Annotated in this window: 14 protein-coding genes; 8 read left to right on the forward strand and 6 right to left on the reverse strand. The window is 72.7% G+C overall.

The window, feature by feature from the left end; all coding sequences use genetic code 11:
• Window positions 1-37: 37 nt before the first annotated feature.
• Window positions 38-1,084: an NAD-dependent epimerase/dehydratase family protein gene (locus O2W53_RS11310; RefSeq protein WP_269163119.1), complete on the forward strand. Its 1,047-nt coding sequence runs from the start codon at window positions 38-40 to the stop codon at window positions 1,082-1,084.
• Between the two features lie 25 nt (window positions 1,085-1,109).
• Here the strand turns inward: O2W53_RS11310 and O2W53_RS11315 are convergent, their stop codons facing one another.
• Window positions 1,110-2,048, reverse strand: a complete 939-nt coding sequence (locus O2W53_RS11315) for an alpha/beta fold hydrolase (protein ID WP_269163120.1) — start codon at window positions 2,046-2,048, stop codon at window positions 1,110-1,112.
• Window positions 2,049-2,224: 176 nt separating this feature from the next.
• Here O2W53_RS11315 and O2W53_RS11320 point away from each other — a divergent pair, with 176 nt between their 5' ends.
• Window positions 2,225-3,031 (forward strand): alpha/beta hydrolase, encoded by an 807-nt coding sequence (locus tag O2W53_RS11320; protein WP_269163121.1) that lies wholly within the window; start codon window positions 2,225-2,227, stop codon window positions 3,029-3,031.
• Window positions 3,032-3,095: 64 nt separating this feature from the next.
• The gene (locus O2W53_RS11325; protein ID WP_269163122.1) at window positions 3,096-3,992 is read left to right on the forward strand and encodes an alpha/beta fold hydrolase; all 897 of its coding nucleotides are present in this window, start codon (window positions 3,096-3,098) and stop codon (window positions 3,990-3,992) included.
• Window positions 3,993-3,995: 3 nt separating this feature from the next.
• Here the strand turns inward: O2W53_RS11325 and O2W53_RS11330 are convergent, their stop codons facing one another.
• Window positions 3,996-4,766 (reverse strand): SDR family NAD(P)-dependent oxidoreductase, encoded by a 771-nt coding sequence (locus tag O2W53_RS11330; RefSeq protein WP_269163123.1) that lies wholly within the window; start codon window positions 4,764-4,766, stop codon window positions 3,996-3,998.
• A 143-nt stretch (window positions 4,767-4,909) separates the two neighbouring features.
• Here O2W53_RS11330 and O2W53_RS11335 point away from each other — a divergent pair, with 143 nt between their 5' ends.
• Genes O2W53_RS11335 through O2W53_RS11350 form a run of 4 tightly spaced genes read left to right on the forward strand, consistent with a single transcriptional unit; the run spans window position 4,910 to window position 8,466 of the window.
• A complete protein-coding gene (locus O2W53_RS11335; RefSeq protein WP_269163124.1) occupies window positions 4,910-6,415 on the forward strand; it encodes a long-chain-fatty-acid--CoA ligase in 1,506 nt (501 codons plus the stop codon).
• Entirely contained in the window at window positions 6,412-6,840 is a 429-nt protein-coding gene (locus tag O2W53_RS11340) for a hypothetical protein (RefSeq protein WP_269163125.1), read from the forward strand. Before O2W53_RS11335 ends, O2W53_RS11340 begins: the two co-directional genes overlap by 4 nt.
• Window positions 6,761-7,885 carry an alpha/beta fold hydrolase gene (locus O2W53_RS11345; RefSeq protein ID WP_269163126.1) on the forward strand — a complete coding sequence of 375 codons (1,125 nt, stop codon included), beginning with the start codon at window positions 6,761-6,763 and terminating at the stop codon, window positions 7,883-7,885. Before O2W53_RS11340 ends, O2W53_RS11345 begins: the two co-directional genes overlap by 80 nt.
• Window positions 7,882-8,466 carry a GNAT family N-acetyltransferase gene (locus O2W53_RS11350; protein ID WP_269163127.1) on the forward strand — a complete coding sequence of 195 codons (585 nt, stop codon included), beginning with the start codon at window positions 7,882-7,884 and terminating at the stop codon, window positions 8,464-8,466. Before O2W53_RS11345 ends, O2W53_RS11350 begins: the two co-directional genes overlap by 4 nt.
• Window positions 8,467-8,577: 111 nt before the next feature.
• Here the strand turns inward: O2W53_RS11350 and purU are convergent, their stop codons facing one another.
• Together purU and O2W53_RS11360 are read right to left on the reverse strand one after the other, a co-directional pair.
• On the reverse strand, window positions 8,578-9,426 hold the full coding sequence (purU, locus tag O2W53_RS11355) for a formyltetrahydrofolate deformylase (protein WP_269163128.1): 849 nt from the start codon (window positions 9,424-9,426) through the stop codon (window positions 8,578-8,580).
• 10 nt (window positions 9,427-9,436) lie between these two features.
• Window positions 9,437-10,810 (reverse strand): L-serine ammonia-lyase, encoded by a 1,374-nt coding sequence (locus O2W53_RS11360; RefSeq protein WP_269163129.1) that lies wholly within the window; start codon window positions 10,808-10,810, stop codon window positions 9,437-9,439.
• 134 nt (window positions 10,811-10,944) lie between these two features.
• Between O2W53_RS11360 and O2W53_RS11365 the strand changes: the two genes are divergently transcribed.
• A complete protein-coding gene (locus tag O2W53_RS11365; protein ID WP_269163130.1) occupies window positions 10,945-11,613 on the forward strand; it encodes a GntR family transcriptional regulator in 669 nt (222 codons plus the stop codon).
• A gap of 21 nt (window positions 11,614-11,634) precedes the next feature.
• On the opposite strand, the gene folP is transcribed toward O2W53_RS11365, so the two are convergent.
• Both folP and O2W53_RS11375 read right to left on the reverse strand, forming a co-directional pair.
• Window positions 11,635-12,417, reverse strand: a complete 783-nt coding sequence (gene folP / locus O2W53_RS11370) for a dihydropteroate synthase (protein WP_269163131.1) — start codon at window positions 12,415-12,417, stop codon at window positions 11,635-11,637.
• Window positions 12,418-12,573: 156 nt separating this feature from the next.
• Window positions 12,574-15,042: a GcvT family protein gene (locus tag O2W53_RS11375; protein ID WP_269163132.1), complete on the reverse strand. Its 2,469-nt coding sequence runs from the start codon at window positions 15,040-15,042 to the stop codon at window positions 12,574-12,576.
• Window positions 15,043-15,102 lie beyond the last annotated feature (60 nt).

The raw sequence follows: 15,102 nt of genomic DNA on the forward strand, positions 1-15,102 counted from the left end.
CCGGGTTGGCATCCCGTCCCGGGGGTAGCCGCCGGAGGTGACCGACACCGATGACCGGACCACCGCTGGCTCTCCGGGGAGCGCAGGGGACGGGGTCGGCCTGACGGTCGCCGTCACCGGGCCCACCGGGACCTTCGGAGCCGGCCTGGTCCCGCTCCTGCAGTCCGATCCCGGGGTCGCGCGCATCGTCGGGGTCGCCCGGCGTCCGTTCGACCCGGCCGACCGTGGCTGGACGAAGATGGAGTACCGCCGAGGCGACGTCCGGGATGCCAGCACCCTCGCCGACGCCTTCGCGGGTGCCGACGTGGTCGTGCACCTGGCCTTCCACATCACCGGCAACGCCCGGCCCGAGGAGATCCGGGCCATCAACGTCGACGGGACGCGGAACGCCTTCCGCGCCGCCTCGGCCGCCGGCGCGCGACGGTTCGTGCACGCCTCCTCGGTCGCCGCCTACGGCTTCTCCCGCGACAACCCGGTGGGGATGACCGAGGAGTGGCCGGTGCGCACGTCGTCCCGGCTGTTCTACGCCCGGGAGAAGGCAGAGGTGGAGGAGCTGCTGGTCACCGAGGCGGTTGCCGCCCCCGACGTGGCGCTCTACCTGCTCCGGCCGCCGTTGGTGCTCGGTCCGCACAGCCTCGGCGCCAAGGACCTGCTGCCCGGTCCCCTGGCGCCGCTGGCCCGGCGGTTCGCCGGGGCGGCCATCCGGCGCCTGCCGGTGCCCGTGCCGGTCGCCGTGCCCGCCGTCCCCGTGCAGTTCGTCCACGAGGACGACGTCGGCTCGGCCCTGCTCCTGTGCGTCCTCGGCGCCGGCCCGCCCGGGGCCTACAACATCGCCGGCGACGGCGTCCTCACCGCGGCCGGCGTGGCCCGCGAGTGCGGCGCGCTGCCGCTGCCGCTGCCGGCCGGCCCGGCGCAGCTGGCCGCCCGGGCGGTCTCCCGGCTGCCCTTCCTGCCGCCGCCGGCCCAGTGGGTGGAGGCGCTGAGCCATCCGGCGATCATGGACACCACGAAGGCCCGGACCCAGCTGGGCTGGCGGCCGCGGTACACCGGCCTGGAGGCACTGCGCGACACCGTGTCCCGCTGAGGCCGGGCCGCAGCCGGCCCTGCCCTCAGCCCGGCGGCAGCTGCTGCAGCCAGGGGACGACGTCGTCCGCCAGGCGCTCGGGAACCTGCAGCTGCGGCACGTGCCCGACGCCGGGGAGCTCGACGTACCGCCAGTCCGGGTGCCGGTGGGCCACGTCGCGGGCGTTCGCGACCGGCACCAGCCGGTCCCGCTCGCCGTGCACGAGCAGGACCGGCACCGAGATCGCCGCCATCGCCCGGCGGTAGCGACGCGGGTCCGCCTGCACCCGCAGCAGGGACCGGGCGGCGGTCAGGAACGCCCGGTCCATGCCCGCCACGTCCTGCCGCTGCTCCACCAGCGCCACCGACCGGTCCACCAGCGACGCCGGCACGCCGGCCGGGTCGACGCCGCAGAGCCGGAGCATGTCCAGCACCTGCGCCCGAGCCCCGGTCCGTCGGCGTCGCGCCCGCAGGGTCTGCTCCCCCACCCCGGGCAGGGCGTAGGCGGCGAAGGTCAGGGCGACCAACGGGTCCAGTGCCCGCCGCGGGCCGGGCAGGGCCGGGTCGAGCAGCACCAGGCCGCGCACCAGCTCGGGCGCCGCCGCCGTCTCCAGGATCGAGATCATCCCGCCCATCGAGTTGCCGACGAGGACCGCCGGTCCGCCGGCGACGTCCCGCAGGAACCGGTCCAGCACGAGCACGTTGCCGTGCACGGTGGCCTGCCGCCGGCCGGGCTCGCTGCGGCCGAAGCCGGGGAGGTCGAGGGAGAGCACCCGGGCATGCGGGGTGAGCAACGGCGCGAACAGATCCCAGTTCAGGTGCGAGCCGCCCAGCCCGTGGACGAGGACGACGGTCGGCCCGTCCGAGCGACCTCCGTGGTCCACCATGTGGACCGGGCCACCCAGGTCGACCGTGCTGCTCTCCCCGACCGCCCCGTCCTCCTGCGGCCCGTCCGGATCTGGCCCGTCCTGCTGCGCTCCGGCCATGCCCACCTCCTCCTCGACGACCAGGCCCCGCCGCGGGCGGGCGCACCCGCCCAGTCTGCGGCTGCCCACCCGACCTGCGGCCGGGTGGGCAGCCGCCACGCGTCGCTCGACAGGTGACGGTCAGGGCGCCATGCTCGACCGACAGCGGGCCACCGGCGGTCGGCGAGGAGGCCCACGTGCGCAGCCACACCCCCGATCGACCGCCGCTCCCGCTCTACCTGACCGAGGCCTGGCGGGCGACCGCCGACTACGGCCTCTACCTGGCCACCCACCCTCTGCTGCGGGCGCTGCCCTCCGGCGACGGCCACCCGGTGCTCGTGCTGCCCGGCCTGCTGGCCGACGACGCCTCCACCCGCGTGCTGCGGCGCGAGCTGCGCAGGCTCGGCTACCGCGCGCACGGCTGGCAGCTGGGGCGCAACATCGGCCCCACCCCGCTCGCGGTCAACGGCCTGCGGGACCGGCTGGACCAGCTCGCCCACCGCCACGACCGGCCGGTGACGCTCGTCGGTTGGAGCCTGGGCGGCATCTTCGCCCGCGACCTGGCCCGCCGGACGCCCGCGCACGTACGCCAGGTGATCACCCTGGGCAGCCCGTTCCGGATGGTGCACACGAACCAGAGCAGGGCCCACCGCGCCTTCGAGCGCTACTCGCACCTGCACGTCGAACGGCTCGCGCTGCCCCTGGAGGGCGACCGCGGCCCGCTGCCCATGCCGTCGACGTCCGTCTACTCCCGCTACGACGGGATCGTGCACTGGCAGGCGTGCCTGGAGGCCCCGGGTCCGCAGACGGAGAACATCGCGGTGCACGCCAGCCACCTGGGACTGGGCCACCACCCCGCCGTCCTCTACGCGGTGGCCGATCGGCTCGCCCAGGCCGAGGGCACCTGGCGGCCGTTCCGGGCTCCCCTCGCGCTCGGACGGCTCTTCCCCGCCCCGGACCAGCCCGTTGCCGACGAACTCGCGGGCACCGGCACGGTGGCCTGACCCGGACGGCGCAAGGTCGCCGCGGTCGCGGCCCGGACCGCCGGCTGCACTAACGTCCCCGGGCATGGCGGACGTCGACATCCAGCGGGCACAGATCGGCGAGATCGAGATCGCCTACGAGACCTTCGGCGACGCGGGGAACCCGCCCGTGCTCCTGATCATGGGCCTGGCCACCCAGATGGTCGGCTGGCCGGACGAGTTCTGTGCCGGCCTGGCCGACCAGGGCCTGTTCGTGATCCGGTTCGACAACCGCGACATCGGCCTGTCGACGCACCTGGACGCTGCCGGGCCGGCCGACGTCCTGGCCGTGATGGGCGGCGACCGGTCCGGCGTCCCGTACCCGCTGGCCGACCTCGCGAAGGACACCATCGGCCTGCTCGACGCCCTCGGCCTGGACAGCGTCCACCTGGTCGGCGCGTCGATGGGCGGCATGATCGCCCAACTGGCCGCCATCGAGCACCCCACCCGGGTGCGCAGCCTGACCTCGATCATGTCGACCACGGGGAGCCCGGCGGTGGGCGCACCGTCCGAGGCGGCCATGGGCGTGCTGCTGGCACCGCCCGCGGTCGACCGCGAGAGTGCGATGCGGCGGATGGTGGACACCTACCGGGTGATCGGCTCACCCGGCTTCGAGTTCGACGAGGCAGCGCTGCGGCAGCGCGCGGGGCTGTCGTTCGACCGGGCGTACGACCCCGACGGGGTGGCCCGTCAGCTCGCCGCGATCCTGAGCACGCCCGACCGGACCGCCCAGCTCGGCGGGATCGCAGTTCCCACGCTCGTCGTGCACGGCGACCAGGACGCGCTCGTGAACGTCGACGGCGGACGGGCCACCGCAGCCGCCGTCCCGGGTGCCGATCTGCTGGTCGTCGAGGGCATGGGCCACGACCTGCCGCGGGACACGTGGCCGCAGCTCATCGACCGGATCACCGACCTCGTGCGCGTGGCGGAGCGTGGGCGCTGAGCTTCAGCTGGTCAGCATCCCACCCTCGACCGGCAGCGTCGTGCCGCTGATGTAGCCTCCGGCGTCGCTGACCAGGAAGACCAGGGCGGCGGCGAGTTCATCGGGATCGCCCGGCCGGTTCATCAGGACGCGGGCCATCTGGGAGTCCAGGTAACCCTCGGCGTAGTTGTCCGTCATCTCCGACGCGAAGAACCCCGGTGCCAGGGCGTTGACCCGGATCCCCTTGCGGCCGGTCCACTGCTGGGCGAGGTCGCGGGTCAGGCCGATCAGCCCGGCCTTGCTGGCGGCGTAGGCAGCTTGCGGCAGACCCGCTGTGGTCAGTCCGAGGATGCTGGAGATGTTCACGATCGAGCTGCCCGGCTGCATGATCCGCCCGCAGGCCTGCGCCATCCAGTAGCAGCCGTTGAGGTTGACGTCGATCACCTGCCGGAACTGCTCGGGGGTCTCCCGGGTCGCCGGATGGGCGGTGCCGATGCCCGCGTTGTTGACCAGGACGTCGACCTTGCCGAACTCCGCCATGCAGGCGTCCACCAGCGCCTGGCAGTCCTCGGGGCGGGAGACGTCGGTGCGCACGGTGATCGCCCGCCGACCGGCCCGCTCCACCGCTTCCCGGGTGGCGGTGAGCCGGTCTTCCCTCCGGGCGGCGATCGCCACGTCGGCGCCGGCCTCGGCCAGGGCGCGGGCGAACACCGCCCCCAGCCCCGATGACGCGCCGGTCACGATCGCCACGCGGTCGTCCAGTCGGAACATGTCCAGGATCCTGCGGTCAGTCACCGGTGTCGGCTCCTCTCCCCCGCGACGTCCCGGCCCCGTGCGGTACGGGACCCGTCGTTGCGAGCACCGTATCCGCGATGTGCGGTACATCACCCGACGAGCGGGTAGGGCCCGGGTCCGCTTCCCCGCAGGAGGGCTCGACGATGACCAACCTGGCGCAGAACCTGCTCGACACCGCTGACCGGGAGGGCACCCGTACCGCACTGCGGATGGACGACGCGTCGTTGACCTACGCCGAGTTCCGGGACGCGGCCCTCCGGGTGGCTGCCGCCCTGCAGTCGCGCGGCGTCGAACCGGGCGACCGGGTGGGCATGGTGCTGCCCAACGTGGTGTCCTTCCCGGTGGTGTTCTACGGCGCCCTGCTGGCCGGAGCGGCGGTCGTGCCGATGAACCCCTTGCTCAAGGCGCGCGAGATCGAGTACTTCCTGGAGGACTCCGGAGCGCGGCTGGTCGTGGCGGTGGAGCAGTCGGCGGCGCCGGCACAGGAAGCGGCCACGCGCGTCGGTGTCGACGTCGTGACCGTCGGGGCGGCGCTGCCCGCCGAGCTCATGGACGCCGGAGGGGACCTGACCGCGCCGGTCGAGCGTGCCGACGAGGACACCGCCGTGATCCTGTACACGTCCGGGACGACCGGGCAGCCCAAGGGGGCCGAGCTCACCCACGCCAGCCTGGCCAGCAACGCCCGCACGACCCAGGACACGCTCCTGGAGGCCACCCCGGACGACGTCATCATGGGCTGCCTGCCGCTGTTCCACGTCTTCGGGCTGACCTGCGCGCTGAACGCCGGCGTCCTGGCCGGCTCCTGCCTGACGCTCATCCCGCGGTTCGACGGCGGCAAGGCACTGTCGATCGTCCAGCGCGACGCGGTGACGGTGTTCCAGGGAGTGCCCACCATGTTCTCCGCGATGCTGAACCAGCCCGACCGGGACGACCACGACCTGTCCAGCCTGCGACTGTGCGTCTCCGGCGGATCAGCCATGCCGGTCGAGGTCATGCGCTCCTTCGAGGAGACGTTCGACTGCGTCATCCTCGAGGGGTACGGGCTGAGCGAGACGTCGCCGGTCGCGTCGTTCAACCACCCGCACGCCGAGCGCAAGCCGGGCTCCATCGGCACGCCGATCCGCGGCGTCCAGATGCGCCTGGTCGACGACGACGGGAAGGACGTCCCGGCCGGCGAGGTCGGGGAGGTGGCCATCCGCGGCGAGAACGTCATGAAGGGCTACTGGCAGCGGCCGGAGGACACCGCGAAGGCGATCCCGGACGGCTGGTTCCGGACCGGCGACCTCGCCCGGCAGGACGAGGACGGCTACTACTCCATCGTCGACCGCAAGAAGGAGATGATCATCCGCGGCGGCTTCAACGTGTACCCGCGGGAGATCGAGGAAGCGCTCTACGAGCACCCGGCCGTGGCCGAGGTCGCCTGCATCGGCATCAAGCACCCCGAGCTCGGCGAGGAGATCGCGGCGGCGGTGGCACTCAAGCCGGGGGCGACGGCCGAGGTCGACGAGCTCCGGGAGTTCGCCAAGGCCCGGGTGGCCCCGTACAAGTACCCGCGGCACGTCTGGCTGGTCGAGGCGCTGCCCAAGGGCCCCACCGGGAAGATCCTGCGCCGCGCAGTGGACGTGCCCGGGGAGGTCGGGCAGCGATGACCGAGCCCCCGCTCTGGCGCGATGCCTTCGACGCCGCCGAACGCAGGGTGACGCCGCACGCGGAGCGGCTGGTGCGGACGCCGGGGTTCGCGATCGGGGCGGCACTGGTGCAACGGGCGCAGACGATGGCGCGCAGCTCCGTGCGCGGGGCCAGCGCCCGCGCCTGGCACCTGCTCAACCTGCCCGCCGGCAGCGACGTCAGCCGCCTGCGGTCCCAGATCGGCGCACTGGACCGCGAAGTGCGGCGGCTGACGGTGCAGTTGGAACTCGAGCGCCGCCGACCGCCGTCCGAAGCCACCGCCCGCGACGTCCCGGCCGAGCCCCACTCCGACACCAAGGAGCCTCATGCCAACGGTGCCCAACCCGCAGACCGTGCTCGACCGCGTGCGGCGCGACGTCGAGCGGAACGCCCTGCGGAGTCGTAACGGGATCCGCCTGGTCGCCGGGATCGACCGGCCGGGCGTCGGGCAGACGCCGAAGGACGTCGTCTGGCAGCGCGGCCGCTCGCAGCTGTGGCACTACCGCAACGACGACGTCCGCCACTCGCCTCCCCTGCTGATCGTGTTCAGCATGATCAGCCGCAGCTACATCCTCGACCTGTCCCCCGGCAACAGCTTCGTCGAGCAGCTGCTCGAGGCCGGCTTCGACGTGTACCTGCTCGACTGGGGACAGCCCGACGAACGGGACGCGCACAACCGGCTCGAGGACTACGCCGACGACTACATCCCGGCCGCGGTGGCCCGCGTGCTCGAGCTCGCGGGCACCGACGAGCTGAACCTGTTCGGCTACTGCTTCGGCGGGAACCTCTCGCTCCTCTACGCCGCGCACCATCCCGATGCGCCGGTGCGCAGCCTCACGGTGCTGGCCACCCCCGTCGACTTCCGGCATCTGGGTCCGCTCGCCGACGTCTTCACCGTCGGCGGTCTGGACGTCGACTCGGTCGTGGACGACCAGGGCAACGTGCCGCCGCAGATCGTCGTCCAGGCGTTCCGTGCACTGACCCCCACGTCGCAGGTGACCCGGTACGTGACGCTGTGGGAGCGGCTCTGGAACGACGAGTACGTCGCCGCCTACCAGGCGATGACCGGGTGGTCCGACGACCACGTCCCCTTCCCCGGCGAAGCGGCCAGGCAGGCCGTGCAGATGCTGCTGCGCGACAACGGCATGCTGACCGACCGACTCAGCCTGGACGGCGACCAGGTCCACCTACGGGACATCACGCTGCCGTTCCTCACCGTGCGGGCCAACCGCGACCACATCGTGCCCAACGACGCGTCTGCACCCCTCATCGACCTGGTGGGGTCGACGGACAAGCACGAACTGTGTCTCGACGCCGGGCACATGGGGCTCGTGGTCGGGCGCACGGCGGCGAAGACGACCGTGCCCACGATCATCGACTTCCTCCGCCGCCGCAGCGACGGCATCGGACCGGCCACCGACGGCTCGGGAACCCAGCAGGTGGACCGGTGAGCGTCGCCGCAGGTGGACCGATGGGCATCGTCCCGCTGGACGTTGCACTCGGCGACGCCCTGCTGCAGTTCTTCCGCTCGCTCCCGGAAGCCGACCGCACCTTCATCAAGGAGGACGTCACCGACCCGGCGACCGTCCGGTCCATGGCATCGGCGGCGACGTCCAGAACGGGCCGGCACCACCGATGGGTGGCCGTCGACGGGAACGGCGAGGACATCACCGGATACGTGGCGGTCCTCCCGCTGGCGGGCTGGTCGGACCACGTCGGCGAGATCCGGCTGGTGGTGGCCTCCTCCCGCCGCGGGAGCGGGCTCGGCCGCGCACTCGCCCGGCACGCCCTGGTACAGGCCGTCGAGGCGGGGCTGACCAAGCTGATCGTCGAGGTGGTGGCCGAACAGGGCCCGTCGCTGGCCCTGTTCACCGGCCTGGGCTTCAGCGGTGAGGCGCTGCTACGGGACCAGATCCGCGACCGGGACGGAGAGCTGCGCGACCTGATGGTGCTGGCCCACCACGTCGGCGAGACCTGGTCGAGGATGGACAGCGTGGGCGTCGCCGATGCGCTGGGGGAACCGGCCGACTGAGCGACCGGGAGTCCCCCCGGCTCCCCCGGGCTGCCGACCACCTCGGTGGGCACGGAACAGGGCGTGCGTGGCGATGGCCTGCCCGTCCTCCGCAGGCCGTCGTCGTCCGGCTCAGCGGAAGACGACCGTGCTGTGGCCGTTGAGCAGCACCCGCCGCTCGCTGTGCCAGCGCACGGCCCGGGAGAGCGCGAGCGCCTCGGCGTCCTGGCCCACGGTGGCCAGTGCGCGGGGGTCGTGGGTGTGGTCGATCCGGATGACCTCCTGCTCGATGATGGGGCCCTCGTCCAGCTCGGGGGTCACGTAGTGGGCGGTCGCCCCCACCAGCTTGACGCCGCGGTCGAACGCCTGGTGGTAGGGCTTGGCACCCTTGAAGCCCGGCAGGAACGAGTGGTGGATGTTGATCGCCCGTCCGTACAGCGCCGCGCACGTCTCGTCGGAGAGGACCTGCATGTACCGGGCCAGCACCACCAGGTCGACGCGGTGCTCGTCGACCAGCTCGAGCAGCCGGGCCTCGGCGTCGCGCTTCGTGGCCGGGGTCACGGGCACGTGCACGAAGGGCAGGCCGGCGGCCTCCGCCATGGGCCGCAGGTCCTCGTGGTTGGAGACCACCGCGACCAGCTCTCCGCCCAGGTTGCCCGCCCGCCACCGGAAGACCAGGTCGTTCAGGCAGTGCCCGAGCTTGGAGACCATCACGAGCACCCGCTCCGGCTGATCGCCGGCGACCCGGTAGGACATCCCGAACTCGTCGGCCACCGCGCCGAATGCCTGGGACAGGCGGTCGACGTCGGAGTCCTCGGCGCAGACGAACGCGGTGCGCAGGAACAACTGCCCGCGGAGTGGGTCGTCGAACTGCTGGTGCTCGACGATGTCGCAGCCGTGCTCGAACAGGAACGAGCTGACGGCGTGCACGATGCCCGGGCGCTCGGCGCAGCTGAGCGTGAGGGTGAAGGGGTGGGACACGGGTGCCTCCTCAGCACTCGACGATGTTGAGCGCCAGCCCGCCACGGGCGGTCTCCTTGTACTTGTCCTTCATGTCCGCGCCGGTCTCGCGCATGGTCTTGATCGCCTTGTCCAGCGAGACGTGGTGCCGGCCGTCGCCCCGGACGGCCATGCGGGCCGCGGTGATGGCCTTGATCGCGCCGACGGCGTTGCGCTCGATGCACGGGATCTGCACGAGCCCACCGACGGGGTCGCAGGTGAGGCCGAGGTTGTGCTCGATGCCGATCTCGGCGGCGTTCTCCACCTGTTCCGGGGTCCCCCCGATGATCTCGGCGAGCCCTGCGGCGGCCATGGAGCAGGCGGAGCCGACCTCCCCCTGGCAGCCCACCTCCGCACCCGAGATGGACGCGTTCTCCTTGAACAGCAGTCCGACCGCCGCGGCGGTGAGCAGGAAGCGCACCACCCCGTCCTCGGAGTAGGAGTCGACGAAGTCGCGGTAGTAGTGCAGGACGGCGGGCACGATGCCGGCGGCGCCGTTCGTGGGAGCGGTGACCACCTGTCCGCCGGCCGCGTTCTCCTCGTTCACCGAGAGGGCGTAGAGGGTCACCCACTCCATCGCCCGGAGCGGGTCGGACTCGTCCGGGTGCTGCTCCAGCTGGGTGCGGAGCGCGGCGGCGCGTCGGCGCACCTTGAGCCCCCCGGGCAGGACGCCGGAGGCCCGGGTGCCGCGGTCCACGCACTCCTGCATCACCGACCAGATGTGCAGCAGTCCGGCGCGGACCTCCGCCTCGGTGCGCCAGGCCAGCTCGTTGGCCAGCATCACGTCGCTGATCCGCAGGCCCGTCTCCCGCGTCCGGGCCAGCAGCTCGTCACCGGTGTGGAACGGGTACCGCACCGGTGTCGGGTCCTCGACGATGGCCGGGTTGCCCGCGTCGTCCTCGTCCAGGACGAACCCGCCGCCCACCGAGTAGTACTCCCGTCGGCTGATCTCCTCGCCGTGCGCGTCCAGCGCCCGGAAGAGCATGCCGTTGCTGTGGAAGTCCAGGCGCTTGCGCCGGTGGAGCACCACGTCGTCGTCGATGGAGAAGGAGATGAGGTGCTCGCCCGCCAGGCGGAGCGTGCCCTCGGTACGAACGGCGTCGACCCGGGGTTGGGCGGCCACCGGGTCGACGAGGTCGGGTCGCTCGCCCTCGAGGCCCAGGACGACCGCCTTGACGCTGCCGTGTCCGTGTCCGGTGGCGCCGAGGGAGCCGAAGAGCTCGCAGCGCACACCGGCGACACGTGGGAGCAGCGCCTCGTCGTGCAGCCGGGACGCGAAGGAGCAGGCCGCACGCATGGGCCCGACGGTGTGCGAGCTGGACGGGCCGATCCCCACCTTGAACAGGTCGAAGGCGCTGATGGTCATGCGGGCTCCTCGCAGCACCGGCGGCCGGAGCGGCACGTCGCGATCACTGGCTGATATACCAGTTATAGGATCAGCGTATGTCTTTCACCACATGGAGGCAAGCCTCGGTGATCGTCACCCCCTACGATCGGGGCGTGACCGCCGTACCGCTGGACCTGGACCCGTCCGCCGTCACGTCCTTGGCGGACAAGGCCTACGTGGCGATCAGGGACCGGCTGATCATGCTGGCCATCAGCCCGGGCGATCCCATCGACGACGACGCACTCGCCCAGGACCTCGGCGTGGGCCGCACCCCGGTCCGGGAGGCGCTGAAGCGGCTGGAGGTCGACCGTCTGGTCGTGTCGTACCCGCGACGCGGCACGTTCGCGACCGGCATGGACATCTCCGATCTCGCCCACATCTCCGACATCCGCGCCCAGCTGGAGCCGCTGGCCGCCCGCCGCGCCGCGGACCGGGCCGCCCGCACCGGGCCGGCCGAGCTCGAGGAGCTGGCCACGAGCATCGAGCACCTCGACGTGGCCCAGCTCGACCGGACGGAGCTGATGCGCTGGGACCTGGCCGTGCACCGGGCCATCTACCGGGCCGCCGGCAACCCGCACCTGGAGGACGTGCTCATCCGCTACGACAACCTGGCGACGCGCATCTTCTGCCTGTTCCTGGACCGCCTGCCGAGGGTCGACGAGCACGTGGGCGAACACGTCGACCTGCTCCGGGCGATCGCGGCCGGTGACGCCGACCGGGCCGATGACCTCGCCCGTGAGCACGTGCTCGGCTTCGAACGGGCCATCCGTGCGGTGATCTGACCGACGAAGACCGCTGCCCCGTCACACCGTCTCGACGGCCGCCAGGACGGCGAGGACGTCCCGCGTGGCCGCCACGTCGTGCACGCGCAGCACCGCAGCACCCCGCTGGGCCGCGATGACGGCCACCGCCAGGGAGGCGGGCAGCCGCTCCCCCACGGCCCGACCGGTGAGCTGCCCGAGCATCGACTTGCGGGACAGCCCGACCATGATCGGCACACCCAGGCTGCTGAGACTGCCGAGGGACGCCAGGAGCGCGAGGTTGTGCGACAGCTCCTTCCCGAACCCGAAGCCCGGATCGACCACCAGGTGCTCCGGCCGGACGCCGGCCTCGAGGCAGGCCCGCAGTCGCTCGGCGAGGAAGGCGCGCACCTCGGGTACGACGGCCTCGTAGCGGGGCTCGCGCTGCATGGTGTCCGGCGAGCCCTGCATGTGCATCAGGCACACCGGCACCCCCGACTCCGCGGCGGCCTGCAGAGCGCCCGGTGACCGGAGTGCTCGTACGTCGTTGATCATGCCCGCGCCGGCGGCGACGGCCTCCCGCATCACCTCGGGCCGCGAGGTGTCCACGGACAGCGGCACCGGGACCCGCCGCACCAGTGCCTCGATCACCGTGACGACGCGGTCCAGCTCCTCGGCGAGGGTCGGCGGGCGGGAACCGGGCCGCGTGGACTCCCCGCCGACGTCGATGAGGTCCGCCCCCTCGTCGGCGAGCGTGCACCCGTGCTCCACGGCTGCGGCGACGGTGGGACACCGCCCCACGTCGGAGAAGGAGTCGGGAGTGACGTTGAGGATGCCGCAGACCAACGGCCGCCTCGCCGCGAGAGCCCGACCGAGGGAGTGCGGCGAGCCCGCCCCGCCCGCGGGCAGACCGGGCACAGCGTGCGCCAGGGCCATGACGTCGCCCGATCTGGTCTGTCCCGGGCATGCCGTCCGGTGGCATGCCCGGGAAGGGGTCCCGGCTCAGCCGCGGATCCGGGTCATCTCCGGGTCCACCAGCGGTTCGGCGGCGACCGTCGCCCGGATGCGACTGCCGAAGTACTCGATCTCGACGGCCGTGCCGACGGTGGCCGAGGCCGGGAGCCAGGCGTAGGCGATCGGCCGGCCGACGGTGTGCCCGAAGGCCGCGCTGGTCACGTAGCCGGCCGGGCGGCCGTCGACGAACACCGGCTCGTGGCCGAGGACGACGCTGCGTCCGTCGTCGATGGTCAGGCAGGACAGCCGGCGGCTCACCGTGTCCGCGCTGAGCCCCTCGACGGCCTGGCGGCCCACGAAGTCGGTCTTCTTCTGCATGCGCACGGCGAAGCCGAGACCGGCCTCGTAGGGGTCGTGCTCCGTGGTCATGTCGTGGCCCCAGGCGCGGTAGCCCTTCTCCAGCCGGAGGCTGCTGAACGCGGCCCGTCCGGCGGCGACCACGCCCAGGTCCTGGCCGGCCCGCCACAGCACGTCCCACAACCGCTGACCGTTCTCGGCGCTGGCGTAGATCTCCCAGCCGAGCTCGCCGACGTAGGACAGCCGCATCGCCGTGACCGGCACTCCCCCGATCCGGGCCGGCTTGGCGCGGAAGTACTTCAGCCCGTCGTTGGTGAAGTCGTCGGCGCTGACCCGCTGGACCAGGTCGCGGGCCCGCGGCCCCCACAGGCCGATGCAGCAGGTGCCGCCGGTGATGTCCCGGATCTGGACCGTGCCGTCGTCGGGTGCCTCGCGGAGCAGGTGGTCGTGGTCGAGGGGGCCGTTGGCCCCGATCTGGAACCGCTGCTCCCCCAGCCGGGCGACGGTGAGGTCGCTCCGGACGCCGCCGGCCTCGTCCAGGGCGAGGGTGTAGGTGACCGCCCCGACCGACTTGTCCATCTCCCCCGTCGTCAGCCGCTGCAGCAGGCCGAGGGCGCCGGGACCGCTGACCTCGAGCCGCTTGAGCGGCGTCATGTCGTACATCGCCACGGCCGTGCGCGTGCGCCACGCCTCGGCCGCCGCGATGGGCGAGTGGAACTGCGCGCTCCACGGGTCACGCGCCGGCGGGGTCCACTCCGGCGGCAGCTCCGCCACCAGCCCCGCATTGGCCTCGTACCAGTGCGGCCGTTCCCAGCCGGCCCCCTCGAGGAAGACGGCGCCGAGCTCGCGCTGCCGGGCGTGGAAGGGGCTGACCCGCAGGTCGCGCGGGGACAGCCGTGGCTGCAGCGGGTGCAGCACGTCGTAGATCTCCACGAAGTTCTGCTGCGACGTCTCGCTCACGTACTCCGGCGCGAGCTGGACCTCCTCGAAGCGGTGGACGTCGCACCCGTGCAGGTCGACCTCCGACCGCCCGTTCACGAGCAGCTGGGCCACCGCCCTGGCCACCCCCGCCGAGTGGGTGACCCAGACCGCCTCCGCGATCCAGAAGCCCCGGACGTCGCGGGACTCGCCGACCAGCGGGCCGCCGTCCGGGGTGAAGGAGAAGACGCCGTTGAAACCGGAGTCGATCTTCGACGAGCGGAGGGAGGGCAGGAGGAGCTGGCTCTCCTCCCAGACCGGGGCGAAGTCCTCCTCGGTGAAGGGCAGCATCGAGGGCATCGACGACTCCCGCACGTCGTCCCCCTGTGGCAGCTCCTCCAGGTCGACCGGCATCGGCCGGTGGGCGTAGGAGCCGATGCCGAGGCAGTCGACGCGCTCGCGGAAGTAGAGGTCCTGGTCCTGGTGGCGCAGGATCGGCAGGCTCGCCTCGCTGAGCTCGTCGTTGCGGCCGACCAGGTCCGCCACCTGCCCCGTCCAGGCGAACTGGTGGGCGAGCGGCAGCAGCGGCACGTCCATCCCCACCATGGCGCCGAGCTCCACCCCCCAGAAGCCGGCGCAGGACACCACGATGTCGGCCGGGATGACGCCGTCCGGGGTCCGGACGCCGGTCACCCGGCCGCCGGTCTGCTCGACACCGGTCACGCGGGTCGAGCCCTGGAAGCGGGCTCCCCGGGCCTCGGCGCGACGGGCCAGCGCGACGACCGCCCGCGACGCCTTCGCCAGGCCGTCGCTGGGGATGTGCAGGCCGCCGAGGATCTGGTCGCGGTCGACCAGCGGGTGGAGCCGCACGCACTCGTCCACGTCGACCACCTGCGCCTCGACGCCCCAGGAGGTGGCCCAGCCCTGCTTGCGGTGCAGGTCCGCCAGCCGCTCCGGCGTGGTCGCGACCTCGAGCCCGCCGACCTGGTTGAAGCACCAGGCGCCGTCGACGTCGATGCCCGAGAACTTCTCCACGGTGTAGCTGGCCAGCGCCGTCATCGTCTTGGACGCGTTGGTCTGGAAGACCAGCCCGGGCGCGTGCGAGGTGGAGCCCCCGGTCAGCGGCAGGGGTCCCTGATCGACGACGGTGACGCGGTCCCAGCCACGGGCGGTCAGCTCGTCGGCCAGGTTGGCGCCGACGATCCCCGCTCCGATGATGACCACACGTGGGGTGGTGGACATTGCTTGCGCTCCTGACTGCAAGAGGATCACGGTCGGCCCCTCTGCAGGGTCCCGCCCCGA

The sequence above is a fragment of the Modestobacter sp. VKM Ac-2978 genome (assembly GCF_026968025.1).
Classification (GTDB): domain Bacteria; phylum Actinomycetota; class Actinomycetes; order Mycobacteriales; family Geodermatophilaceae; genus Modestobacter.